The organism is Actinomycetospora sp., assembly GCF_055612215.1.
The window spans coordinates 1-23,337 of record NZ_JBVPVA010001212.1; the positions used below are offsets into that span (position 1 = coordinate 1).

25 protein-coding genes are annotated in these 23,337 nt (G+C 72.0%); 4 read left to right on the plus strand and 21 right to left on the minus strand.

Annotated features, from left to right (window positions below; translation table 11 throughout):
* The 6 genes from AC0CYZ_RS32385 to AC0CYZ_RS32410 form a co-directional block, all read right to left on the minus strand.
* Positions 1–496, minus strand: a 496-nt coding sequence (locus AC0CYZ_RS32385) for a cob(I)yrinic acid a,c-diamide adenosyltransferase (RefSeq protein ID WP_472222508.1), incomplete at its 3' end; no start/stop codon positions are given.
* Entirely contained in the window at positions 496–885 is a 390-nt protein-coding gene (locus AC0CYZ_RS32390) for a glycerol dehydratase reactivase beta/small subunit family protein (RefSeq protein WP_472222510.1), read from the minus strand. The genes AC0CYZ_RS32390 and AC0CYZ_RS32385, both read right to left, overlap by 1 nt.
* A complete protein-coding gene (locus AC0CYZ_RS32395) occupies positions 882–2,756 on the minus strand; it encodes a diol dehydratase reactivase subunit alpha (RefSeq protein WP_472222512.1) in 1,875 nt (624 codons plus the stop codon). The genes AC0CYZ_RS32390 and AC0CYZ_RS32395 overlap by 4 nt, the downstream gene beginning before the upstream one ends.
* A gap of 4 nt (positions 2,757–2,760) precedes the next feature.
* The gene (locus tag AC0CYZ_RS32400; protein WP_472222514.1) at positions 2,761–3,384 is read right to left on the minus strand and encodes a propanediol/glycerol family dehydratase medium subunit; all 624 of its coding nucleotides are present in this window, start codon (positions 3,382–3,384) and stop codon (positions 2,761–2,763) included.
* Positions 3,384–5,090 carry a propanediol/glycerol family dehydratase large subunit gene (locus tag AC0CYZ_RS32405; RefSeq protein ID WP_472222516.1) on the minus strand — a complete coding sequence of 569 codons (1,707 nt, stop codon included), beginning with the start codon at positions 5,088–5,090 and terminating at the stop codon, positions 3,384–3,386. Before AC0CYZ_RS32405 ends, AC0CYZ_RS32400 begins: the two co-directional genes overlap by 1 nt.
* A gap of 47 nt (positions 5,091–5,137) precedes the next feature.
* Positions 5,138–5,575 (minus strand): diol dehydratase small subunit, encoded by a 438-nt coding sequence (locus AC0CYZ_RS32410; RefSeq protein WP_472222518.1) that lies wholly within the window; start codon positions 5,573–5,575, stop codon positions 5,138–5,140.
* A 382-nt stretch (positions 5,576–5,957) separates the two neighbouring features.
* On the opposite strand from AC0CYZ_RS32410, the gene AC0CYZ_RS32415 reads away from it, so the two are divergent.
* Positions 5,958–6,374, plus strand: a complete 417-nt coding sequence (locus tag AC0CYZ_RS32415; protein ID WP_472222520.1) for a GlcG/HbpS family heme-binding protein — start codon at positions 5,958–5,960, stop codon at positions 6,372–6,374.
* Positions 6,375–6,402: 28 nt separating this feature from the next.
* Here AC0CYZ_RS32415 and AC0CYZ_RS32420 read toward each other — a convergent pair whose 3' ends face one another.
* Both AC0CYZ_RS32420 and AC0CYZ_RS32425 read right to left on the minus strand, forming a co-directional pair.
* A complete protein-coding gene (locus AC0CYZ_RS32420; protein ID WP_472222522.1) occupies positions 6,403–6,867 on the minus strand; it encodes a phage tail protein in 465 nt (154 codons plus the stop codon).
* 116 nt (positions 6,868–6,983) lie between these two features.
* Positions 6,984–7,352 carry a DUF4267 domain-containing protein gene (locus AC0CYZ_RS32425; protein ID WP_472222524.1) on the minus strand — a complete coding sequence of 123 codons (369 nt, stop codon included), beginning with the start codon at positions 7,350–7,352 and terminating at the stop codon, positions 6,984–6,986.
* Between the two features lie 140 nt (positions 7,353–7,492).
* Between AC0CYZ_RS32425 and AC0CYZ_RS32430 the strand changes: the two genes are divergently transcribed.
* Both AC0CYZ_RS32430 and AC0CYZ_RS32435 read left to right on the plus strand, forming a co-directional pair.
* A complete protein-coding gene (locus AC0CYZ_RS32430; protein WP_472222526.1) occupies positions 7,493–8,098 on the plus strand; it encodes a TetR/AcrR family transcriptional regulator in 606 nt (201 codons plus the stop codon).
* A gap of 320 nt (positions 8,099–8,418) precedes the next feature.
* Positions 8,419–9,012 carry a hypothetical protein gene (locus AC0CYZ_RS32435; protein ID WP_472222528.1) on the plus strand — a complete coding sequence of 198 codons (594 nt, stop codon included), beginning with the start codon at positions 8,419–8,421 and terminating at the stop codon, positions 9,010–9,012.
* A 447-nt stretch (positions 9,013–9,459) separates the two neighbouring features.
* Here AC0CYZ_RS32435 and AC0CYZ_RS32440 read toward each other — a convergent pair whose 3' ends face one another.
* The 4 genes from AC0CYZ_RS32440 to AC0CYZ_RS32455 all read right to left on the minus strand — a co-directional run bounded on the left by AC0CYZ_RS32440 (position 9,460) and on the right by AC0CYZ_RS32455 (position 13,134).
* A complete protein-coding gene (locus AC0CYZ_RS32440) occupies positions 9,460–10,182 on the minus strand; it encodes a DUF4383 domain-containing protein (RefSeq protein ID WP_472222530.1) in 723 nt (240 codons plus the stop codon).
* A gap of 77 nt (positions 10,183–10,259) precedes the next feature.
* Positions 10,260–10,619: a WhiB family transcriptional regulator gene (locus AC0CYZ_RS32445; protein WP_472222532.1), complete on the minus strand. Its 360-nt coding sequence runs from the start codon at positions 10,617–10,619 to the stop codon at positions 10,260–10,262.
* 136 nt (positions 10,620–10,755) lie between these two features.
* Entirely contained in the window at positions 10,756–11,658 is a 903-nt protein-coding gene (locus AC0CYZ_RS32450) for a MerR family transcriptional regulator (RefSeq protein WP_472222534.1), read from the minus strand.
* A gap of 249 nt (positions 11,659–11,907) precedes the next feature.
* Positions 11,908–13,134 (minus strand): TauD/TfdA family dioxygenase, encoded by a 1,227-nt coding sequence (locus AC0CYZ_RS32455; protein ID WP_472222536.1) that lies wholly within the window; start codon positions 13,132–13,134, stop codon positions 11,908–11,910.
* Between the two features lie 171 nt (positions 13,135–13,305).
* Here AC0CYZ_RS32455 and AC0CYZ_RS32460 point away from each other — a divergent pair, with 171 nt between their 5' ends.
* On the plus strand, positions 13,306–13,479 hold the full coding sequence (locus AC0CYZ_RS32460; protein WP_472222538.1) for a hypothetical protein: 174 nt from the start codon (positions 13,306–13,308) through the stop codon (positions 13,477–13,479).
* A 19-nt stretch (positions 13,480–13,498) separates the two neighbouring features.
* Here the strand turns inward: AC0CYZ_RS32460 and AC0CYZ_RS32465 are convergent, their stop codons facing one another.
* From AC0CYZ_RS32465 to AC0CYZ_RS32505, 9 genes are all read right to left on the minus strand, one after another.
* Complete coding sequence (locus AC0CYZ_RS32465) at positions 13,499–14,518, minus strand: hemerythrin domain-containing protein (protein WP_472222540.1); 1,020 nt, start codon at positions 14,516–14,518, stop codon at positions 13,499–13,501.
* Positions 14,519–14,882: 364 nt separating this feature from the next.
* Complete coding sequence (locus AC0CYZ_RS32470) at positions 14,883–17,105, minus strand: acyl-CoA dehydrogenase family protein (protein WP_472222542.1); 2,223 nt, start codon at positions 17,103–17,105, stop codon at positions 14,883–14,885.
* Complete coding sequence (locus AC0CYZ_RS32475) at positions 17,102–18,289, minus strand: acetyl-CoA C-acyltransferase (protein WP_472222544.1); 1,188 nt, start codon at positions 18,287–18,289, stop codon at positions 17,102–17,104. Before AC0CYZ_RS32475 ends, AC0CYZ_RS32470 begins: the two co-directional genes overlap by 4 nt.
* Positions 18,290–18,330: 41 nt before the next feature.
* The gene (locus AC0CYZ_RS32480; protein ID WP_472222548.1) at positions 18,331–18,888 is read right to left on the minus strand and encodes a nuclear transport factor 2 family protein; all 558 of its coding nucleotides are present in this window, start codon (positions 18,886–18,888) and stop codon (positions 18,331–18,333) included.
* Between the two features lie 134 nt (positions 18,889–19,022).
* A complete protein-coding gene (locus AC0CYZ_RS32485) occupies positions 19,023–20,042 on the minus strand; it encodes a quinone oxidoreductase family protein (protein WP_472222550.1) in 1,020 nt (339 codons plus the stop codon).
* A gap of 204 nt (positions 20,043–20,246) precedes the next feature.
* Positions 20,247–20,942 carry a GntR family transcriptional regulator gene (locus AC0CYZ_RS32490; RefSeq protein ID WP_472222552.1) on the minus strand — a complete coding sequence of 232 codons (696 nt, stop codon included), beginning with the start codon at positions 20,940–20,942 and terminating at the stop codon, positions 20,247–20,249.
* Positions 20,943–21,035: 93 nt separating this feature from the next.
* Entirely contained in the window at positions 21,036–21,446 is a 411-nt protein-coding gene (locus AC0CYZ_RS32495) for a nuclear transport factor 2 family protein (protein ID WP_472222554.1), read from the minus strand.
* Complete coding sequence (locus AC0CYZ_RS32500; protein WP_472222556.1) at positions 21,443–22,816, minus strand: phenylacetate--CoA ligase family protein; 1,374 nt, start codon at positions 22,814–22,816, stop codon at positions 21,443–21,445. The genes AC0CYZ_RS32495 and AC0CYZ_RS32500 overlap by 4 nt, the downstream gene beginning before the upstream one ends.
* Positions 22,817–22,920: 104 nt before the next feature.
* On the minus strand, positions 22,921–23,337 hold a 417-nt coding region (locus AC0CYZ_RS32505), incomplete at its 5' end, for a hypothetical protein (protein WP_472222558.1).

Genomic DNA, 23,337 nt, shown 5'->3' on the forward strand with positions numbered 1-23,337 from the left:
AGAGCCGGTTGAGGTACAGCAGCACCTCGCGGTTGGTTCGCTCGGCGTCGGCTTCGAACAGGGTCCAGGCGCTGCGCTCGGCGCGCCGGGCGATCGTGCGGGCCTGGTGCAGCAACGCCGCACCCGGCGTGCCGCCCGGCAGGATGAAGCTGTCGAGCTTGGCCAGGTCGGCGTTGAACTCGTCGCACCACCCCTCGAGCCGCGTGACGTATTCGGCTGTGATGCGCAGCGGCGGATACTTCGGATCGGCGACGACCGGGGTGCACAGGTCGGCGCCGACGTCGAACAGGTCGTTCTGGACGCTCCGCAGCACGGTGGCCAGATCCTCGGGGAGGTCACCGATCGCGAGGGCGAGGCCGAGGACGGCGTTGGCCTCCTCGACGGTGGAGTAGGCCTCGATGCGCGGGTCGGTCTTCGGCACCCGGGACATGTCGCCCAGGGCGGTGGTGCCGTCGTCGCCGAGGCCGGTGTAGATGCGGGTGAGGTGGACGGCCATCACGGAGCTCCCGTCGGCGGATCGGTCTCGGTCGATGTGTCGGAGAGCTTCAGCGGTAGGCCGGTGACGACGCGGGCGGCGTCGTGACCGACACGTCGGGCGGCGGCGGGCTCCCCGGCCGGATCCGAGCAGACGGGGCGGTCGCGCGGCAGCTTCGCGTGGTGGACGCAGAGCCCGTCGCCGGTGACCCCGAGCCCGACGTCGAGCGGGGAGTCCCGGGCGGCCTGGTGGGCCAGCGCGACGGGGTCGGTCTGCTCGTAGGCGTGGACGTCGAACGGGACGCCCTCCTCTTCGAGCCCCGCCCGGACCTCGCGGAGGACGTCGTCGGGCGCCGACCCGGAGGTCCCGATGACGACCACGGGCCGGACCGGGCCGTCCCGGCTGCTCACGCCGCCCCCGACACCTGGTCACCACCCGCCGCGTGGGCGGCGACCAGCCCGGTGGCGACCGCGTTCCGCGGCCCCAGCGACCCGCGGACGTTGCCGGTGCCGCAGACGATGCCGAACCCGGCGACCGAGTCCGCGATCATGTCGGGGATCTCGAAGTCGAGGGCGGAGCCGCCGAGCAGGACGACGAACTCGAGCTGGCGGACCGTGCCGCCGGGCGCGATCTGCTCGAGTGCGCGCCGGGCGTTGACGACGAAGACGCGGCGCTTCGCCTCGCGGCGCGCGCTGCGGATGGTCGCGAGGTCGTGGCGCCCGGGGACGGCGAGGAACCCGTCGTCGGTGAGCACGACGACCCGGGCGAACAACTCGGGCTCCAGCGGCTCGTCGAAGAACTCGGCGGTGCCGTTCTCGTGGCGCACGTGGAAGAAGCTCTCGACCTTCGCGAGCGGGTGGCGCTTGATCTGTTCGGCCACGTCCTTGTCCCCGAGGCCCAGCTCGGCGTCGATGAGCGTGGTGACGAGGTCACCGCCGCCCGCGACGTGGACCGACTCGACCTGGTGGTCGCCGTCCGAGCGCGCGGCGTCGGTGGATCCGCCGCCGAGGTCGAGGACGACGATCTCGCTCCCGGTGCCCGGCGTGGTCCGGGCGCCGCGGACCGCCATGTCCGCCTCGACGCCCCCGATCTCCACCTCGACGGCGCGGTCCGCCGCGGAGCCCAGCACCCGGCGCACCTCGGCGGCCACCTGCTCCATCGGTCCGCGACTGGTGCGCACCATGGCGGCGAGCAGCACGGCGTCCTCGCGGGCGACCTCCTTCGCCAGTCCCCCGCGGACCTCCTGCGGCACGAGCGTGTCGATGGCCAGGAGGTCGCGGATGGCGACCTCCCCGGGGTCCTGTCCCGTCATCTCGGCCATCGAGTCACGGACGCCGGCGATCATCCCGCCGACGTTCGTGCCGCTCTCGCCGCTGGCGTCGACCAGCGGGCGCACCCGCGCCAACGAGGCCATCACCTCGTCGGCGCCCTCGTCGACCTCCACGGTGACGGTCCGCGACTCGCCCTCGAGCGACAGCGTGCCCGCCGGCACGCGCCGGTCGGTGACGTCCCCGCCGGGCGTGCGCACGACGACGGCCGAGCGGTTCCCGGTCAGCGACCGGGCGACCGGGGCGATCATCTTGGTCTGCTCGGCGTCGAGCTCGAAGAGCGTGGCGATCCCGTAGGAGTTCGAGAGCGTGGAGATCGTCCGTCCCTGACGGGCGACCTCGACGGCGGCGAGCATCCCCAGGGGCACCTCGTCGATCAGCGACACCTCGTCGACGATGGGGAGGGTCTCGTCGAGACGGTTCGCGACGAGCACCGCGTCGTCGCCGCCGAGGATCGCGCCCCGCACCCCGACCCCGCGCCGGGAGGCCTCGACCAGGGCGTCGGCGACGTCCTCGAAGTCCTCGCCCGCGCCGACGACGACGATGACGTCCTGACCCTCGCCGCAGTTCGGGAGCTCGCCCAGGGCCACGGTGGTGCCGACGCCGATCCCCTCCCCGCCGGGGGTGCGGGGGTCGTGCCCGATCATGGTCGACTCGGTCACGATGGTCTCGGTGATCGTCTCCATGGCCAGCCCGCTGATCACCGGGGTCGCCTCGTTGGTCAGCACCAGCTCGACGTCCGCGAGGCGGCAGCCCCCGTCGGCGACGGCGCGGGCGGCAGCCTCGTGGACCCCCTCGGCGTTGCCCGGGGTGCCCTTGATCCCCGTCGTGGCCGCCAGCCCGGTCCCGAGCCACTCCACCGAGCCGTCCGCGCCGATCCGGGCCAGGCACGCCTCGGTCGTGGAGTTGCCGATGTCCACGCCGATGACGAGGCGGCCGTCGCCGTCCGCCATCTGGTCAGCTCGCTCTCGCCCTGGAGATGGACACCTCGAGGTCCACGATCCCGCCGGAGGGCTCGACGAACTCGGTCTCCTTGAGGTGCAGCAGCGCGGCCTTCGCCTGGTAGCGGGGTCGGGACAGGTAGTCGTTGCGGACCGGGACCGGCTCGGGTGACTCGCCCCGGGCGTACTGGGCGGCGTTGCTCCCGATCGCGCGGAAGGTCTCGAGGTCCAGCAGCGGCGCCTGCGGGAACAGCTCCAGGCTGGAGAGCTTGGCCAGGTCCTTCTGGTGGATCATCGAGGTGCCGCGGGAGAGGATCCCGATCCCGATGCCCGAGCCGGCCAGTCGCGCCGCTCCGTGGGCGATCTTCGCGAGGTCCGCGGTGTTCTTGACCCGCACGACCCGCAGCTCCACGCCCTGCTCCTCGGCGCCGGCCATCACCTCGCGCAGGACCTCGACGAGCGGGACGTGGCTGATCGTCTGGGTGAAGAACGCCCCGAACGCCGGGGAGAGCCCGAGGACGACCTCGTCCTCCCGGTCGCCCCGGGCGGCCTCGCCCGCCTCCTGGAGATCGAGGGTGCGGTCGGTGCTCTGGTCCTCGGTCGTCCGGCTGGAGCTCCGCTCCGCTGCGTCTCCCGTCATCACTCGACCTCCTTCTCGGGGTTCTCGGCACTGATCACGTGGCGCAGCTTCTTCATCTCCTCCCACCGCTCCCCCGACGGGCGGTAGCCCGTGCCGGGGCCGGCGTAGTCGTTGGCGTCGTTGACCGCCGAGAGCACCTGCAGCTGGTGGTCGAGGATCGCCGAGGTCTGCAGCAGGTCGCCGGACACGCGCTGGCGCAGGACCGAGAGGAGGTTCTCGGCGATGTCGCGGAACCCACCCTTCTCCAGGGCGGCCACCAGGTCGAGCCCGGTGATGCCCCGGTCCATCACCGCCTGGGCGGCCTTGAGGTCCTCGCGCACGTCGCGTCGCGGGAGCTCCTCGCTGCCGTGGGCGTAGGTGCCGGCCTCGACCTCCTCGTCGGTGATCTCGGGGAGGTCGAGGTGGGCGAACACGGCCTGCAGGGCGCGGATCGCGCGTTCCCGTGTCGCGAGGATGTCCTTCTCGGCGACGTGGCGGAGCCCGCCGTCGACCTTGAGGTCGCGCTGGATGGTGTTCCAGTCGTCGTAGTCCTCGGGATCCCAGTTGGACCCGGCGAACATGTTGTCGTAGTTCGGCACCCCGGAGTAGCCGGAGACGACGAAGTCCGTCCCGGGCAGGAGCTGGGGCATCGTGCGCGCGGTGCGGCGCATCGGCGAGTGCGAGAACGACTGGTCGTTGCCCGACGCGCACTCCAGGTCGAGCATGCTCGCCACGAGGTTCTCGGCGGCGACGGCCCGGATCCCCGACGGGACCGCGCCCGGCACCGCGATGCAGCTGATCGAACCGTTCTGCAGCCCCTGGACGCCGGCGCCCTTGGCGACCTGGACGCAACGGATCTCCAGGTAGAGCATCGACTTGCCGTCGGCGTCGCCCATCTGCACCTCGGCGCCGGTGCCCGAGGTGAACCGCATCTTGATCCCGCGCGAGGCGTACGCGGAGGCGAGGAAGGACTTGGACCACGGCGTGTCGTCGCCGTCGGTGAAGACCGCCTCGGTCCCGTAGACCGAGATCGTCTCGGCGTACGCGGTGATGCCGCGCATCCCCAGCGCGAGCTCGGTGGCCTCCTCGAGCGCGCACTGGGTGATGACGCCACCGCGCCCGGTCTGGGCACCGATCTGCAGGGCGATCGCGACGAGCGGCGCGTAGCGCACCACCCCGAGCGTGGTCTCCAGCTCGGCGAAGCCGCGCAGCGCCGCCTCGGCGGCGTCGGCGACCACCTGCACCGGGTTGTCCCGCGCGCTGGTCGAGTGCGCCTGGTTGGCGGGCGTCCGGCGGGCCCGCATCTTCTGCATCGCCATCATGATCTCGACGACGTTCATCGACTCGACGACCCGCAGCAGCTTCGCGGGCGTGAGGCCGCGGGTGAGGGCCAGGACGTCGGCGCGGGCCACGCCCGGGTCGACGATGCGGTGTGCGATCTCCGCGGCGTCGAGGGCCATCGCCTCCTCCGCCGATCCGACGTCGATGGCGTAGTCGGCGATGAACTGGTCGATGAAGTCGAAGTCGGCGCGCTCCCGGCCGTCCATCTCCACGATGCGGCCGTCCTCGACCCGGATGCTCGGCTCCGGGTCGTAGGGGCTCTCCATCGCGATCATGCCGACCTCGGGCCACTCCTCGACGAAGCCGTCGAGCTGGACGGGGCGGTTCTCGAGGATCTCGGTGCGGGCGGAACGCCTGGTCCCGGGCTGGGGGTCTGCTGCGGTCATGGTGGCCTCCGGCGGCACGGCGGACGGGCGGGACGGTCGTGAGCGGCTCAGTTCTCGGCCAGGAGGAGGTCACGTCGCTCGTAGACCTCCGCCGCCTCGCGGATCAGGGCGGCGTTGCGCTCGGCGGCGAACTCGCTCTCCAGCTCGTCCGCCAGGTCGAGCAGTTGTTGTTTGGTCGAGGCGTTGGGCCGCAGCGCGTTGTAGACCTCGAGCACCCGCTCGTCGGGCATCGGGGCCATCTCGGCCGCCCGCCGGAAGTTCTCGGCGAGCTGCCGGCGTCCGACCCCCTCGGCGATCTGGGCCTGCATCAGCAGCGTGTCGGGGGCGATCCGCAGGTCCTCTGGGGCGAGCTCCCCGGACACGACGGCCTCGATGGTGAGGTCCTCGAGGCGTTTCCCGGTCGGCGTGCGCACCAGATCGGGGCGCTGGGTGCCCAGGGGGTAGTCGGTGCGGGGATCGAGCTCCTGCTCGTCGGTCTCGGCCATGGGCGTCGATCACCTCGTTCGGTCGGGGGTTCGCGAGGCCGGTTCGAAGCCCACGCATTCCTGCACCGGCAGTTCGGGATGACGGGGCAGGCGGTCGTCCCAGTTGTGGCGTGTGCAGCGCACGAACGCACTCCCCCGCCGCGTCACGGTCAGCTTCGGATGGCGACAGCCGCGGCAGAGCCCGGCCTCGGCCCCGAGCCGGTCCCACCCGTCGTCCGACGACACGGGACCACCTCCTCGTGACCGTCCCCACACGCTAAGCAGACGACACGGGGGCCGGGCCCGTCCGAGCGATCAGGGAGCGACTCCCTGGTCGACCAGGTATCCCTCGCCCGCGGGCGAGGGTTAGCGTCCGAGCCGACCAGCACGGGGAGGAGCGCACATGCGCGGGTTGTCCCTATCCGAGGCCCAGCGCCTGCTCGAGGCCGGCGCGGCCCGCGCGACCGAGATCGGCCAACCGATGAACATCGCGGTGGTCGACGCCGGGGCGCACCTCCTGGCCTTCGTCCGCATGGACGGCGCGATCCTCGCCAGCATCGACATCTCCGTCGGCAAGGCGGTGACGGCCGTGCTGATGAACATGCCGACCGACGAGCTCTACGACCTGGCCCAGCCCGGGGCGCCGCTCTACGGCATCGAGACCACCAACGGGAACCTGGTCGTCTTCGGCGGCGGCATCCCGCTCGTGGTCGACGACGAGGTCGTCGGCGCGGTCGGGGTCAGCGGCGGCTCCGTCGAGCAGGACGTCGACGTGGCGAGTGCGGCGCGGGACGCCCTGGCCGGGACCGCACGGCCGTAGCTCGTCCCCCTGGGCCGGACGGTGCCCGTCAGTACTCGCCCTTCACGACGAAGAAGCTGCCGCGGATGGTGCCGGCGAGCTTGGAGCGCTGCTTCGCGAACTTGAACCGCGTCGCCAGCTCCTCGGGGACCTCCATGCCCTCGGAGAGCTTGAACCCCACTGCGCGCTTCGACCCCGGCTCGAGGCCGTACATGACGTTGATCGAGAGCCCCGACTCGTAGAACACGTAGGCGAACCGGGTCCCGCCCGCGGTGAATCCCGTCGCCTCCAGCGGGCGCGACGCGATCACGATGTCCCGTTCCTCGGCGAGGATCCGGTGTACCCAGTCGACCACCTCGGCGGCCTCGGCGGCGGGCGCGACGACGAACTCGTGGTCGTACTTGTTCTTGAAGTACCGGGCCTCGTTCGCACGGAGTCCGGCGAGGGCCGCCGCGACCGGCGAGGACTCGAGGCCCTCGGTCGAGACGTTCGAGAAGTCGACGGTCTGCCCCACCACGCACCTCCAGGACCCGGGCCGTCAGGATATCGGCGCGGCTCGACGACGGCGTGCTCGGTCGCCGTGAGGCCGGAGCGGACCGGTCCACGACGCGCACTGCGTCCCGGCGTCGTTCACGTGCCCGGCCGCTCGTCGTCCTCGAGCAGCAGCGGCAGCGCGGCGGCGATCATGACCAGGGCGGTCGCGCCGTGGACGCCCAGGGCGATACCCGTGGGCCCTCCCCGGCGCAGGACCAGGAGCATGTCGCCGACGGGGGTCGAGGCGGCTGCGAGGCCCGCGCGGCCGGCGAGGCGTCGATCGCCGCGGGCGAGGACGGTCAGCAGGACGAGCCCGCTGGCGATGTCCCGGATGCCCTTGGTCGCCGTGTAGGGGTCCTGCGGCGAGGCGGTGAGTCCGAAGCCGGCCCGGGCGGCCTCGGGACGGATGAGGAACCGCAGCCCGATCGGGATGATCGCCACGGCGGCAGCCCCCAGGGTCGCCACCGGCAGTCGCCGGCTCCACCGGGTCCGGGTCGCTCGCGAGACCGGGCTCGAGTCGGGCACGCCATCCTCCTGTCGTTGACAGCAATCGTGGCCGACGCTATCACCGATAGCGGTCTTATCCGCCCTGTTAGGTTCGCGAGGTGGGGACCAGGGAGCGCCGCGAGCGGGAGCTCGCGACGAGGCGGGCGGCGATCGTGAGGGTCGCGCGCGAGCTCGCCGAGCAGGAGGGGTGGGACGCGGTCACCACCCGTCGCCTCGCCGAGCGCGTCGAGTACAGCCAGCCGGTGCTCTATCGCCACTTCGCCGGCCGGGACGAGATCGTCGCCGCCGTCGCCCTCCAGGGCTTCGCGGAGCTCGCCGAGGACCTCCGCGCCCGCCCGGACGGCTCGACGGGGCCTCGGGGCGTCCTCGAGGCGGTCGTCTCCCGCTACCTCGCGTTCGCGCAAGAGCACCCGGCCACCTACCACGCGATGTTCGTCGCGACGCTCGACCTGCCCTTCGCCTCCCCGGACACCCCCACCGAGCTCCATGAGGCGTTCGCCGCCCTCCGGGCTCCCGTCTGCGCGGTGACCGGTCTCGACGGGGCCGACGGTGATCTCCAGACCGAGCTCGTCTGGAGCACTCTGCACGGGCTGGCGACGCTCCAGGCCGGCGCCCGGATCCCGTTCCGCCACCAGTCCCGGCGCATCGCGCATCTCCTCCGTTTCCTGGGCGCCGAGGACGTCACGCTCACCCCGGGGACCTGACGCCCGGTGAGGCTCCTGCACGACCTGGCCGACAGCGACATCACCGACGCCGAGCCGCATGGGGCTCTCGGCATCCGCCGCCGACCGGCGCCCGGGACGCACGAGGGACCTAGTGTGTCCGTACCCGAGTCGCCGAGGGACCGAGAATGCGAAGACAGTCGTGGCGGGTGCTCCTGGCTGCCTTCGGGGCTGCTGCGGTGCTCTTCTCGGCCTGTGGCACCGGATCGGGCCCTCCGCGGGGCGAGGTCGGCGCCCTCGGCGAGGTAATCGCGCAGTCACCCCTCGAGGACGGGCCGGCCCGAGTGACGCTGCCCCCGAGCATGAACGGGGCGAACCTGCTGGTCGCCGTCGCGATGGGTGACGGACCCGGCCCAGGCGAGCCCGGCGCCGAGGCGCAGCACACGCGCCTGGACGACACCGCAGCTCACGCCTGGACCCAGCGCGAGCACCACATCGTGTACGGCTCGATCATCGACGTGTACACCGCCCCGGCCTCCGGCCGCGACGACGGCGCCACGATCACCAGTGAGCTGACCATCAAGCACGGCGACGAGGGACACTCGCTGACCGTGCTCGCCTACCGCAACGGCCGACTGGACTCCACCACGGAGCGCAACGGCAACTTCGGGGTTCCTCAGCTCTCCCAGGACGTGCCGGCGGGCACCGATGTGCTGACGGCGTTCGGGGACGGCCGCGAGAACACCCCCGCCACCCCCGTGACCGGGTTCCGCCCGGTGAACGTGCTGCCCGTCGACGGCGGGCCCCGCGGCGACCGGGACCTCTACCAGCTCGATCGACTCGACCCGGCCGGCTCCTGGCCCGGTGGAACGATGCTCACCGGCAACCTCGCCCCACCCGCGTCGGGGTACTGGGGCCTCGTCAACATCAACATCGTGCCCGCCGACCGGCCCTGACCCGGCGCCGCCTCGAAGGCCCTGCACCCGCGCCGAACTGACGACCGACCCGTAGAACGCTCTGACCGGCGCGGTCCGCTCCAGGGCCGTCTCCCTGCGGCCGTCCGCGGCTCCGGTTGCGCGTGTGCTGCGTCCGGGCCGCGGCCACGCAGGACGCCAGAACCTGCAACCCCGCGGTCCCCAGCACGGGCACGATTTTTCTCCCGACGTGCGGGCGGGGCAATCAGTGCGCGCCGAAATGCGCCCCTCCCGCACCCAGGTCGACCTCAGGGCTGAGGTGGCCGACCCCGTCGCGACGGGCGTGCTGTTCGCGATGTTCGAGCTGATCGGGGCCTGCGACCTCGGACCGGCCCGCACGATGAGCAGGACCGGGGTCCGGGCGAGGTGACCGCCGCTGCGGGCGCCTCGGGCGGGCCCACTGCCGTGCTCGCGGGGCTCGTGGGCCGGTCAGTGGTCGTGCGCCATCCATGCGCGTCGGCGGTCCTCGTGGGTCCGCAGAGCCGAGATGGCGACGACCCGACGGGCTTGGTCAGGGCTTGCTCCGCCCTGGACGACCGCGACCTCGGCGGCGGCCATGGCCCGGTCGACGGCGTGCTCGGCCGCCGTGGTCGGGATCGGCTGGTGGGGCAGCGCCACGGCTTCGGTGGCGGTCTGCGACCGGTAGGGGTTGTCGTCGGGCAGTCCGCCGCTGAGGCGTCCGTAGGCGCCCAGCAGCAACAACACCAGGCCGGCCCCGATGCTGAAGAAGACGTTGGGCAGCCGGAACGCGAGGACGTTGAGGGTGGTGCCGAGTACGGCGAGGTTGACGAACGCCGAACCCAGGAACAGCGCACCGATCACCATCAGCACCGTCGACGCGGTCCGGCCCCCGCGGACCGCCGCCGCGATCAGGACCGCGGCGGTGGCCAGCGAGACCGCCGAGAGCAACCCGTTGGAGGACAGCCCCAGTACCGGGCGGCCATGGGTGGAGAAGAACGCCAGCCCGCCCGTCAGGCCCGCCCCGCCGAAGGTCGCCAGGACCGCGGCGGTGACCACCGCGCCGATGCGGTGCACCAGGATCACGCGGTCCCCGGGCCGGGCCGGCGCGGTCGTCGCCGATCGTGGCGGTTGCTGGGCCGAGAAGGACGCTGCGTGCCGTAGGCCGAGGGTCAGCCGCGCGGACATGGTCATGGAATGTCTCCTCGGAATGACGCGCGGGCGCGCGATCGGGCGCCGGCGCCGCTGCCACGGGCCGGCAGAGGTGCGGTTCAAGATGCGGGGTGCTGCGAGGGCAACGGGTCGTGGCCGGGCCCGTCGGACGCGGTGACCGGTCGAGCGCCGTAATGCCCCGGGGCGAGGGCTTGCCGCAGCCGAGGGCGTTCGGTCTCGCTCAGCCCGCCCCAGATCCCGTAGGGCTCCTGGACGCGCAGCGAGTGCTCCAGACACTCGGACCGGACCGGACAGGCGGCGCAGACCGCCTTGGCCCGGTCCTCCCGCTGCTGACGGCGGCGACCACGTTCCCCATCGGGGTGGAAGAACATCGAGGAGTCGAGGTTGCGGCAGGCCGCTCGACGCTGCCAGTCCCACATCTCCACCAGAGGGAGGGGTAGCCGCAGGATGCTCGCCACCGCAATCACGCTCCGTCCGCTGCCGTCACCGATCACTCCCGTGCCGGGAACGACCCGCTGATCCGACGCCCGACCCGGGCCCTGCGTCCCGGATGCCCAGGGGCGACGATACGAAACGACGCAGAAGCGTTGCAACTCAGGACACGACGACCCCGGGGTCGCACCGCCGGGCGATGTGGTGCAGCGCGGCGGGGAGGTCGTCGGTGGTGTCGACGGACTCCGGAAGCTCCGCGAGGTCCAGCCCGGACCAGCCCGGGCCGAGCGCCAGCACCGAGCCGGCCGCCGCGGCGACCGCTCGCAGCACCTGGGGTCGAGCGGTCGTCAGGGTCTGCGACCACAGCACCGCGACCTCGGGACGGGTCCGACGGCATGCCTCCACGAGCGCGCTCTCGGGCACCGACGGACCGAGCGTCCGCGCCGGGATCCCCGCCTCGGTCAGCGCAGCGCGCAGCGCCTCGCTCGCGAGGGTGTGCTGTTCCCCCTCGACGCACGCCAGCAGGACCTGCCCCCCGACCGCCGGACCCGACCCCGCCCCCTGGGGCGGGCCGACCGAACGCAACGCGGTACTGATGGCCCAGTTGGCCACCAGCTGGGCGTCGATGCTCCCGCCGGTCTCGGCGACCCGACGGTCGAGCGCGGTCAACGCGGGCCGGCACAGCTGCTGCCACGTCGCGACCACGCCGTGCTCGGACAGGTGCTGCCCCACCGCGTCGGTCACCGCGTCGCCGTCCAACCGCTGCGCCGCGTCGACGACACCGCGGACCAGCCGGGCACGCGACCTGCGCTCACCGACGGGTCCGTGGGCGTGGTCCGCGACCGGCGCCATCACGGCGTCGCGGCCGCCCTCCGCCCGCGCCGCAGCAGCCGCCGCCGCGGGAGCGACTCCCTGACCGACGAGCCGGCACATCAGCTGCAGGACGCCGAGGTCGCGCTCGGAGTAGCGCCGGTAGCGGCCGGGCTCGTGGTCGGCCGGGCCGAGCCCGTAGCGCCGGTCCCAACTGCGCAACGTCGACGGGGCGACCCCCAACCGACGGGCCACCGCACCCGCCGTCAGCTCCAGACCGACCCCGTCCTCCGCCGCCGTACCCCCAGCGTCGATGCCGGCACCAACCTCTCCGCGACCCGACGCACCCTCGCTGCCCACCGGATGGTGGACCCGGAGGACCTCGCCGATCGACTCAGTATGTCATCTGCGAGCGATGCGGAAACGGTGCGGCGCGCACCGTGCTCCGCAGGGCGCTCGCCGCCGAGCCCGGATGGAGGGGTGACTGCGGAACCCGACGGAGGGTCACGTGACGGTCGGGCGCTGTGCACCAGTGGTCGTCTCGGCGCTCGGCGCGGCGAGGGGCTGGGCCGGGATCGGTTTGTGCTCCCCGCGCAGCACCCGGCGCCGCCCGGTGAGGTCGTCGAACTCCATGTAGACGTTCTGCAGGTGGCGGGCGCCGCTGTCGGGGTCGTACGCCAGCCGGCCGTGCAGCACCCGGTGGGCGTGCACGGTGAGCAGGTCACCCTCGGCCGCGGCGAAGGTGGCTCGGTAGCGCCCGGAGTCGATGATGCGCCCCAGCGTCCGGTAGGCCGCGTAGAACGCCTCGACCTGCTCGAACGGAGCGTCGAGCGGCTGGGCGAGCTGGTTGGAGAAGCGGAACAGTCGCACCTCACCGGACGGGTCGAGCTCGATCATCGGTGCCTCGGCGGCGGTGTCCTCGTGCTCGCTGAACAGTTGGTACTGCACAGGGACGCTGGCCAGGACGGCGAAGTCCCCGGGCCGGGTGCGGCGCAGCTCCGCGAGCGCGGCCCATCCGTCGACGAGTGTCGATGCGCCTCCGGTGCTCCGATTCTTCTGGAAGTGCAGCAACTGGATCGAGGGTGGCCACGCATAGCTGGGAAAGTCGGTGTGGGGCTTCAGCTCGCCCGAGGTGTGCGCGACGTTGTAGCCGCTCGGATCGAGTCGCACGTTGTGCACGCGCTCGAACGCGAGCTCACGGACGGGTCCGAAGCGTTCGGCGAAGCGCTCGACCTCGCCGTCGCGGCAGGGCACGGCGGTCACGATCACCGCGCCCCACTCGCGGACCGCATCGAGGTAGGCCAGCTGCCCCTCCGTGGTGCCGACCACCTCGGCGTACCCGAGGCGCGGTGGTCCCGGGGCCGACGCGTGCCACAGCGTCGGGGTGAACCGACGCGCCCGACGCCTGGGCTCGTCGGAGTAGTCGTGACGCCGCAGCCAGGCCGGTGCGTAGGTGCAGGCGCATCCGTCGTTCCACAGGACGTCCAGACCCACGATCGGGTCGAAGCCGGCCGACACCGGTCTGACGGCCTCGTCGATGTCGGCCGTGAACAGCTTGCGCTCGCTGCTCTGGGCCACCCTGTCCTCGGGAGCCCAGCTGTTGTCGCGCAGCCACACGTGGTGGAAGCGACGCACCACGCCGTCCAACACGACGGTCAGGTAGGACGGGAAGAGCGCGACGTCGCCCTCGGTGAGCGACGGGTCTGCGCAGTGGTTCCGGGCCTGGCCCACGACGGGTCCTCTCGGGGGATCGAGGTCGTAACCACGTCGGTGACACCGAAGCGCAAGTAAGTATTGCATTTATGCGCTTCCGGGTCGCCCGCAGTCGCTCCGGGCGGGCGGTTCGGAGGGGCCCCCGTCGGCCGAGCACCACGACCGAGGAGGAGATGCGAGGATCGTCCGGTGGCGCACGGGAACGAGTACTACTTCTGCCTCAACCACCACCGCGTCGAGGGCGTGGACGGCTGCAGTGCCCCGGAGCGCCTCGGCCCCTACCCGGACGAGGCCACCGCCGCGCGCGCCCTGGAGATCGTCCAGGAGCGCAACGAGGCGGCGGACGAGTACGACGAGAGCTAGGACTGCCTTCGCCTGGATCTCAACCCGCGCCGGCTGTCACCGCGCCGAGCAGGACGTCGAGACCCTTCATGTCCAGGTACTCCTCGATGCGACAGATGCGGCCGGCGCGAAACATGATGATCATCGCGGCGTCGAGGTCCAGAATGGCGCCATCGGGCAGGACGATGTGGAGGACATGGGTCTGGAAGACGCTGTCCTCGCTCACGTGGCGACGTACGACCTCGTACCGCAGTTCCTGGAGGCCCCCGAAGAGCATGTCGAGGAATGCCAGGTTCTCTTCCACGGTCTGACCGGAGGTTCCGTCGTTGTGCCAGATGACGGCGTCAGGGGTGTAGATCGATCGCATCGTGGCGGTGTCCGCCCGCTCGGCCGCCGCGAAGAACTGGTCGGCGATGCTCGTGAGGTGCTGTCCGGGTCGCCGTGGAGCGCGGACCCGCTGGATGTAGGGCTGGTACGTCGCGGCACCGTGGGCCTGGTAGGCCTCAGCGACCGGAGGCGGGAGCAGAACGACGAAGTCCTGCCACTCCTCCTCGGCGCTCGCCTCGTGCATCGCGCCGAGGACGAGCAGCGCATTTTCCGGTCCCAGTGCACCGATGGCGCGCTCGCCGAGGCGGTTCCACTCCTCCTGGCTCAGCAGATCGGCGCACAGAGGGAGCGCGTCCTGCTCCTCGTGGTCGAGGTGCGCGAGCATGGGGACCACCATCGCCTCGAGGTCGGACGCCAGCCGCGCCGTGGCGGCCGCGCCTGCACCCTCGCGCCAGGCCCGGAGGGTTTCCCGTACCTGCGTGATGCGTGTGGACAGGTGGTCGTGCTCGGCGTCCATGGCCAGGAGCAGGGTCCGGTGTTGCGGGGCGCGGTCGAGGAGTAAGGGCCAGAGAAGGGCGTCCTCGGTCTCGTGATGGTGGTGCAGCAGATCGAGCAGGAGGTCGATGTGCCCGGCGAGGTCGGTCACGCGATCACCGTCTTCATCGGAGACCGAGCGGACCAGATCGGGCAGAGCACCGAGTTCGCGACGGAAGACCCGGTGGACGAGAACCATGTCGTGCGGATGGCAGGACACCTCTCAACACCCCCGCCGAGGAAGAGTGTCGCTGTGTTTCACCCACCGGGAGAAGGGCTCTGCTGATGCACTCATCGCGATGCTCCGCCATTCGGCTCGTCGGTGTCGTGCGGCGCTCGAACTGCTCATCCGGCCGTTCCCGTCCGAGCTCGTCACTCCGGGCCTCCTGTTCGAAGAGCGGCTGCCGTGAGCTCGTCTCGCCCTATCGACGATAGCAATTATCGAGCAACATCACAATACTCGAATCTTTCCCTCTTCGATGACTCCACCGTCCGGGAATTCACCGCTGTGCGTCCGGGACGATGGGGGCATCAGGCGCGGAGGAACGGCTCAGTGGCCGCGATCACTGGTGCGCGCCGCAGAGGAGCGACCGCAGAAAGGTGTCGGTCCCGCCCGTGGTGAGCCGGCGCCCGAGCTCCACCCGGGTCTGCGCCTCGGCGGCTCCGCTGTCCCGCAGCGACCACAGCAGTCCGGTGAGGACGTGCAGCGGGTACTCGTGGGTGACGCCCATCGCGCCGTGGAGCTGGTGTGCCAGTCGGGTCGCCGTGGTGGCCGCCTGGGCTGCCCGCAGCCTCGCGCCGAGGATGGCGGCGCGGGCGGTGTCCGACGGGGGGCCGCCGGCGAGCAGTGCCGCCGCGGACCGGGCCGCTGCGGTCGTGACACCGACCTCGGCGGTGAGTTCCGCGAGGTGTGACTTCACCATCTGGAACTGGTCGATGCTCTTGCCGAACTGGACCCGCAGCCGCGCGAACTCGACCGTCAGGGCCAGGACCCGGTCGAGCGCGCCGGCGATCTGGCAGGTCACCGAGACGGCGATCCGGGCCCGGAGATGGTCGAGCTCTTCCGGCGTGATCGGTCGGACCCGGCCGGTCGGCACCACCATGTCCGCGCACGTCAGGGTGGCGCGATCGATGCCTCCCCGGGTGGTGGCCGCCGCCGCCGTCAGGCCGTCGGGCCACGGCGTCGGCACCTCGATCACCACGGGACCGCGGTCCGGGGTGTGCGCGCAGAGCAGCAGCGTGGCGTCCGCGGAGGTCCAGCTCACCGCCGTGGCGACGCCGTCGACGATCGTCCCCGACGACGAGGGCCTCGCCGTCAGGTCGGTGTCGGCGGCGATCGCCGTGGGGGCGTCGTCGGGCGGGAGGCCGACCGTGCGGCGCAGCCAGGGCGCGACGAGCAGGGCGTTGCCGACCGGCAGGCCCGCCGTCGCCGTGGACGCCGCACTGGCCTGCAGCACGCGGCACGCGGTGAGGAAGTCGCCATCGGTGTCCTCGTCGGCGACGTCGATCTCGAGGTAGCCGGAGGCGTGCAGCGCCCGCCACGTGGGGTCCTCGGTCGTCCGGCCCGGCGAGGGCTTGGTCCTCTTCTCCTGGTCGTCGAGCAGGGACACGAGGTTGTCGATGACCGGGTCGGGGTCGCGACGGTTGAGGTGGTGCGCCCCGCGGCTGACGAGCACGCGCAGCACCTCGTTGGTCCCGCCGCGCAGGGTGAAGGTCGGTGCGCTGCACGTCGCGTCCCAGAGCAGCTCGTCGAGACGCGACCCGGGCTCGACGGGACCGGCGGCGGTCCGCACGGTCTCGATCGACTGCTGCTCCAGCCTCGTCCCGAGTTCCTTGACCAGTGCTGCTTCGGTGTCCGGCGGTCGGTCGCCGTCGAGGGCGAGCGTCACCTGCATCGAGAGGTCCCGGACGCCGCGGAGCTGGGCGAACAGATCCCCGAGTGCGGCGAGACCGCGGGTGTCGGGTGCACGCTCCACGTGCCGGGCGAACTCCAGTATCAGCTGGAACGTGCTCAGGTACCGCTCCGGGCCGCTGCGTTCGTAGGCCAGCTCGCTGGTGACCTGGTGCCAGCCCTGCCCGATCTCCCCCAGGACCATCTCGTCGGGCACGAACACGTCGTCGAGCTGGACCTCGTTGAAGTGGCTCTCGCCGGTCAGCGTGACGATCGGCCGGACCGTCGCCCCCGGCGCGGACAGGTCCACGATCATCTGGCTGAGTCCCCCGTGCCGGTCCGGCCCGGTGCGGACCAGGGTCACCATGTAGTGCGCCAGGTGGGCCACGCTGGTCCACACCTTGGTGCCGGAGAGGACCCATCCGCCGTCGGCCCGACCGGCCCGGGTCCGCACAGAGGCCAGGTCCGAGCCGCTGTCCGGCTCGGACAGCCCGATCGCGAAGAAGCACCGTCCGGTGGCGATGCGGGGCAGGAAATCCCGGCGCTGGCGCTCGGTGCCGAACCGCAGCAGGCCCGGCCCGACCTGGCGGTCGGCGAACCAGTGGGCCGCGACCGGCGCGCCGGCCATCAACAGCTCCTCGAGCACCACGAAGCGCTCGAGGGAGGACCGTCCCTGGCCCCCGTACTCGACCGGCCAGGTCAACCCGATCCATCCGTGGTCGCCGAGGAGCGCACTGAACCCGGGATCGACGCCGCGGACCCACGTATCGGTGCCCGGGGTGAACACACCTCGTGCCCGCAGGTCGGTGAGCACCGCCCGGACGTGCTCGCGGATGTCCGTCGCGGAGTCGGGCAGGCCGCGGGACGGGGCGATCCGGGACCCGGGGCGGCTCACAGTCGCTCGATGATCGTGCCGGTGCCGAGGCCGCCGCCGCAGCACATCGTGATCAGCCCGAACCGGCCGCCCGTGCGTTCCAGCTCGTGGAGGGCCTTGGTGATCAGGAGCGTTCCCGTGGCGCCCAGGGGGTGTCCGAGCGCGATGGCGCCGCCGTTGACGTTGACCTTGTCCATGTCGGCCCCGAGCTCGTCGGCCCAGGCCCCCACCACCGCGGCGAACGCCTCGTTGATCTCGACGACGTCGATCTCGGCGAGGGACAGGCCAGTACGCGCGAGGAGCGCGGCGGTGGCGGGGATCGGGCCGGTGAGCATGAGCACCGGGTCCGACCCGACCAGCACGGAGTCGACGATGCGGGCGCGCGGGCGCAGACCCAACTCGTCCGCCCTGTCCCGGCTCGCCAGCAGCACGGCGCTCGCACCGTCGGAGATCTGGGACGAGTTCCCGGCCGTGTGGTAGCTCGCCGGGAGGCGGTCGGGCTGGTTGGGGCGCAGCGCCGCGAGACCCTCGAGGGTCGTCGGCCGCGGACCCTCGTCGCGCGAGATCGTCGTCGTCCCGACGGTCTCGCCGGCGTCGTCGGTGACCGGAGCCGGGATCGGCACGATCTGCCCGGCGAAGCGGTCCTCCTCCCAGGCACGTGCGGCGCGGTCCTGGGAGAGCTTCGCGAGCGCGTCGAGGGCGGGGCGTCCCAGGCCCCATTTCTCGGCGATGCGGTCGGCGCCCTCGAGCTGGGTCGTGGGCTCGTAGACGTCGGCGTACTCGTGGCCGCGTGGGTCGCCGTGGGGTCCTCCGGGCGGCATGTTGCTGCCCATCGGGACCCGGCTCATCACCTCGACCCCGCAGGCGACCGCGACCTCGGCGAGGCCGCTCGCGATCTGGGCGTGGGCGAGTCGGTGGGCCTCCTGCGACGAGCCGCACTGGGCGTTGACGGTCGCCGCGGCCACCTCCAGCGGCAGCCCGGCGGCCAGCCACGCGTTGCGCGTGACGTTCGCGGCCTGCATGCCGAGCTGGACCACGCAGCCCCCCAGGACGTGGTCGACCTCGGGGCCGGCGAGGTCGTTGCGCTCGAGGAGTCCGGACAGGACTCCGCCGAGCAGACCGTTGGCGTGCGCGTGGGACAGCCCGCCGCCACGCTTGCCGACGGCCGAGCGGACGGCGTCGACGATCACGACTTCGCGCTTCATGGAGCTCCTGGAACCGGGTCGGGTCTCGAGGCGTGGGGCGATCACAGGCCGGGCCGGGCTCCGGCGGTGTAGTCCACGACGACGGAGCCCGCGGGGATGTCGTCGTGGTCCCGGGGTCCGCCGTAGGAGCGGGAGATCTCGTAGGCGATCTCGCGGGCGATCTTCCCGTCCCTCATCTCGAAGCAGTGGACGAGCCGCATGCTCAGCCGGTCACCCACGGCGAACCCGAGATTGGGCATCTTGTCGCCGACGACGGTCACGTCGGCGACCTGGTCGTCGAAGACGAACTGCTCGGTGGCGAACCGGCGCAGCGTCGTCGCCTTGTTCAGCTGGAGCGTCGCGAAGATGTCCAGGTAGGCCGCCTTCACCGCGGCGTGGTCGGTGTAGACGCGTCCGCGGACCGGGCCCTCCCAGACGACGTCGTCGGTGTAGAGCGCGATCGCCTTGTCGACGTCGTCGGGGTTCTCGTTGTGGAAGTGCGCCTCGACCACCCGGATGTTGCGGGCGGCGATCTCGGCCGGGGTCATGGTCGAGGTGTCGATGGCCTGCGTCAGGTCCTCGGTCACCTCGGCGTCGGTGGGTGCGCCGGCGATGGTCACGATCGGTCTCCTCAGGAGGTGGTGGACGGGTACGGCTCGGCCGGGGCCGGCCGACGGGTGTCATCGGGCGGGAGCGCCCAACGGCAGGGGAATGTCCCGGCGCGCAGCTCGCCCGGGTCGCGGGGAGGCGACGGTCAGACGGAGCCCGGGACCAGCACCAGGCGTCCCGCGACTCCGCGCTCGACGTCGGCGTAGGCGCGCGGCGCGTCGCCGAGGGCGTAGGTGCCGGACACGGCCGACGGCGTCAGGTGCCCGGAGTCGAAGTCCTCGCCCAGGGCGCCCAGGACGCGGGCCGAGTCGCGGCAGGACGCGAGGCCCGTGTGCAGCCCGACGAGGCGCAGTGCCTTGCGGTAGAAGTCGATCGTGTTGATGGTGGCCTCGGCCAGGTGGGGAGGTCCGCCGAGGACACAGACCCCGCCGCCGAGGGCGAGTGCGGGCAGGAGGGCGGCCACCATCGCGCCGCCCACGACGTCGACCGCCGCCCGGGCGCCGGACCCGGACGTCGCGTCGCGGAGTCGCCGGGGGAAGTCGTCGGTGTCGGAGGCGAGGAGCGCGTCGAAGTGCACCGCGCCGCGCGATCGCTCGACCGTCCGGAGCTCGTTCCCGTCCAGCACGACACCGACGACACGCGCGCCCCGCCGGTGCGCGAGCGCGGCAGCAGCACCGCCCACACCGCCGGCCGCACCAGTGACGACGACCGTGTCGCCGGGCTCGAGCCCGGAGGTCGGGTCGGCGGAGCCGACCCCGGTGGCCAGGGCGAGGGCCGAGTGGGCGGCGAAGTAGCCGAGGGCCGACGCCGCAGCCTCGACGTCGGTCAGGCCGTCCGGGGTCCGCGCGACACCGTCACGCGGCACCACGACGTGCGTGGCGTGCGTGCCGTCGGTGGTCAGGCCCAGCTCTCCCCCGCCGCTGCCCCACACCCGGACGCCCAGGAGGTCGGGCGGTCCGTCCACGACGACGCCGGCGAAGTCGCGGCCGAGCGTGCGGGGAAAGTCGCAGGGAATGATCCCGCGGCACGCGAGCGTGTCGCTGCGGTTGACGCCCGCCGCGGTCACGGCCACCACCAGTGAGCCGGCCGCCACCGGCGGCAGGTCCAGCTCCTGGACCCGGAGGTCAGCGGGGGAACCGGGCTGCAGGGCGCGCAGGGCGCGCATCCCGGTCGCGTCAGGTCCGACCGGCGGAACGGACGCTTCACCGGCCGCCGAGGGCGGTGGAGCGGGCGCGGGCACGAGGTTGGCTGATCCCTGCACGGCGCGCTCCTACGTCTGGTGGCTCCCGCACGGCCCGTCCCGGGTCGTCCTCGACTCGAACTGCACCGACCCTAACTCAGATTCGTGTATGGAGGCAATACTCGAATATCAGCGGGACACATCTGCGAGCAGGTCGTTGCCGTCGACGAGGAGGCGTGTGGTGTGCGCCAGGTGCTCGCGGAGGCGCGCCTGCGCCGTGGGCACGTCCCGGGCCACGCTGGCCTCCAGCAGCCCTCGGTGCTCGTCGATGCCGTCGCGGTCCGGCTCCTTCCGGAGGGAGACCGACCAGAACTGGTACAGCCCGGCCTCCTCGCGCAGGCTCTGCGCGAGCTTGAGGAGTCGCCGGTTGGGGCAGGCCGCGAGCAGCGCGTTGTGGAACGTCACGTGCGCGGCGCCCCACACGTCACTGACGCGCACGGGGTCCTTCGCGTCCATGAGCGGAGTGCGCTCGAGGACGTGGAAGGCCGCCACGGCCTGGGCCTCCCACGCGAGGTCCCCGGCCTCGATGGAGAACCCCAGCACCAGCGGCTCGATCTCCACGCGGGTCTCGGTGAGCTCGGTGAGGTCCTCCACCGACAGCGGCGTCACGGTGAAGCCGATGTGCGGCACGCCGCGGACGAGCCCTTCGACCTGCAGGCGGGTCAGTGCCTCGCGGGTCGCACCGACGCTCGACCCGAATCGCTGACACAGCTCGGCAGACTTGAGACGCTCGCCGGGCTGGAGGCGGCCGGCCAGGATCTCCGACCGCAGCCGGGAGTACGTGTCATCGGCTCGGGTGCCCGAAGAATCTCGAGTCCTCGTCATGTACTCGAATGTACCGTGCTCGCGGTGAATCCGGTCCCCCGACGTGCAGCGTGTGTGCGGTCGGGATGTGCGTGGACATTGGCGACACCTGCCTCACGCGGCGGGCATCGCCGACATCACCGCCGTCACCACCGGTGCCGCGGTGACCGAGTCGAAGTACTCCTCGATCGCGGTGATGTGTCCCTCCTCGATCCGGATCCAGATCGCCATGTAGTGCTCGACGGGCTGACCGTCGAGCACGCCGCGCAGGACGGTCATCTGGTAGACGCCTCCCTCGACGTGGCCACGGCGGATGTGGTCGAAGCGGTGGTCGTCGAGGAGCTCCGCGATGAGCCCGTTCATCGCGATGTTGTCCTCGACGCTCTGCTGACCGAAGTCCTCGGCGACGCCTCCGGTGTTGTGCCAGATGGTCGTCTCGGGGGTGTAGATGTTCCTGAGCTCGTCGGTGTCGCCGGCGACCAGGGCCGCGAAGAACCGGTCGACCAACTCGTCGTTCGTCGTCATCGGGGTGTCCCTTCTCGATGTCGCTGGACCAGGGCGACCTTGACGTGGTCCGGGCGGTCGAGGGCTCCCTCGGGAACCAGCTCGACCACCGTTCTGACGTTGAGCGCGGACTTGATCTGGTCCTCGACCCTGCGCCGCACCTCGTCGTGGCGGGCCGGGTCGAGGTCGGCCGCGTGTTCCACCACCAGGGGGAGCGGCTTCTGGGTCACGTGACCCGCGAACTCGGCGATGATCCGCAGTTCGCCCGTCACCTCCGGGCGCAGCTGGAGCACCAGGTCCTTGACCGCCGACGGGAAGAGGTTGATACCCCGGACGATCAGCATGTCGTCGGTCCGGCCGACGCAGCGCAGCGTGAAGCCCGTGCGCCCGCACGCGCAGTCGGTTCCGGTGACGACGACGTGGTCGCGGGTCCGGAAGCGCAGCAGGGGGGAGGCCTGGCGGCGCAGTGCGGTGTAGACCAGCTCGCCCTCCGCTCCCGCGACGGGTTCGACACGTGCCCCGGTGACCGGGTCGATCAACTCCGCGACCATCAGGTCCGGGGAGAGGAAGTGCATGCCGTCGACGGCTTCGCACTCGCCCCAGTAGAGGCAGCCGATGTCGGTGCCGCCGAGCATCTCCCGGACCGTCGCGCCCCAGAGCGACTCGAGGTTCTCCCGGACCGACGTCAGGCCACCGCCCGGCTCGCCCCCGACGCTGACCGCCCGGACCCCGAGGTCGCGGGCCTCACGGCCCACGACGGTCGGCGCCTTCTCCGCCAGGTAGGTCAGGAAGTACGGCGTGCCGGCCACGAGGCCGGGCCGCTGGTCGGCCTGCACCCGCAGGAGCCGCTCGACCCCGGCCTCGGCCCCGATCGGGATGTCGACGATGCCCATGTACTGGGCGAGCTGCACCAGAGGCAGGCCGCCCACGAACCCCTTGCTCATGCCGAACGCGTGCAGGAGCCGGTCGCCCGGGCGGAACCCGTTCGCGTAGAGGGCTCGCGCACCCATCTCGCACCAGGTGGTGATGTCCGAGGCGGTCAGACCGACGTAGGAGGGGCTGCCGGTGGTCCCGGACGAGGCCTGGATCTGCACGATCTCCTGGTCGGCGGCAGCCACGTGCGCACCCAGCGGCGGGGACGACACCAGGCTGTCCCGCAGCTCGTGCTTCTCGGTGAAGGGCAGGCCGTCGAGGTCCTCGACGGTGCGGATCGCGGTGGGATCGACCCCGTGCTCGGCGAACTTGGCCCGGTAGAACGCGCTGCGTGCCGCGAGGTAGGCGATCTGCTCGCGGAGAGCCTCGTCCTGGACGCGGCGGGCGTCCGCCGGAGCGAGGGTCTCGGCCTGGCTCCAGTGCCGGTCGGAGAAGGGTTTGACCGCCTTGACGTACATGGGCGCCTCTCCGGCGCGACGGTGCGGCCGGTTCCCGCCCGCACCGGCGTCGCCGATCGATGCGGCACCCGCACGGGTGCCTGTGACTGTGGATGGGTGGACCGTCAGGCGGTGGCGGGCATGACCTCGGCGGCGAACGTCTGCATCATGGCCAGCAGTTCGTCGACGCTGTGGTACATCGGCTTGAGGTCCATGGCGGTCACGCCCGCACCGGCGTACTCGGCGGCGCGCTTGGCGAGTTCGTCGGGATTGCCGACGAGGTTCCGTAGCGGGAGCTCCGCGCCCAGCGCCTCGCGCAGGACGGCCGGGAACGATTCCTCGGCCACGGCCACCGACTCGTCGAGCCGCATGAACATGTCCACGACGAGCTCGCCCGAGTAGGTCGTTTCGTGCTTCTCGTGCAGCTGCATCAGGTAGCCGAGGCCCTCGGCGAGCTCCTCGGGCTTCGCGTGGCTCGGTAGCCAGGAGAAACCCCCGCGGGCAGTGCGTTCCAGGGCGGCGGGCGAGTTGCCGCCGATGAA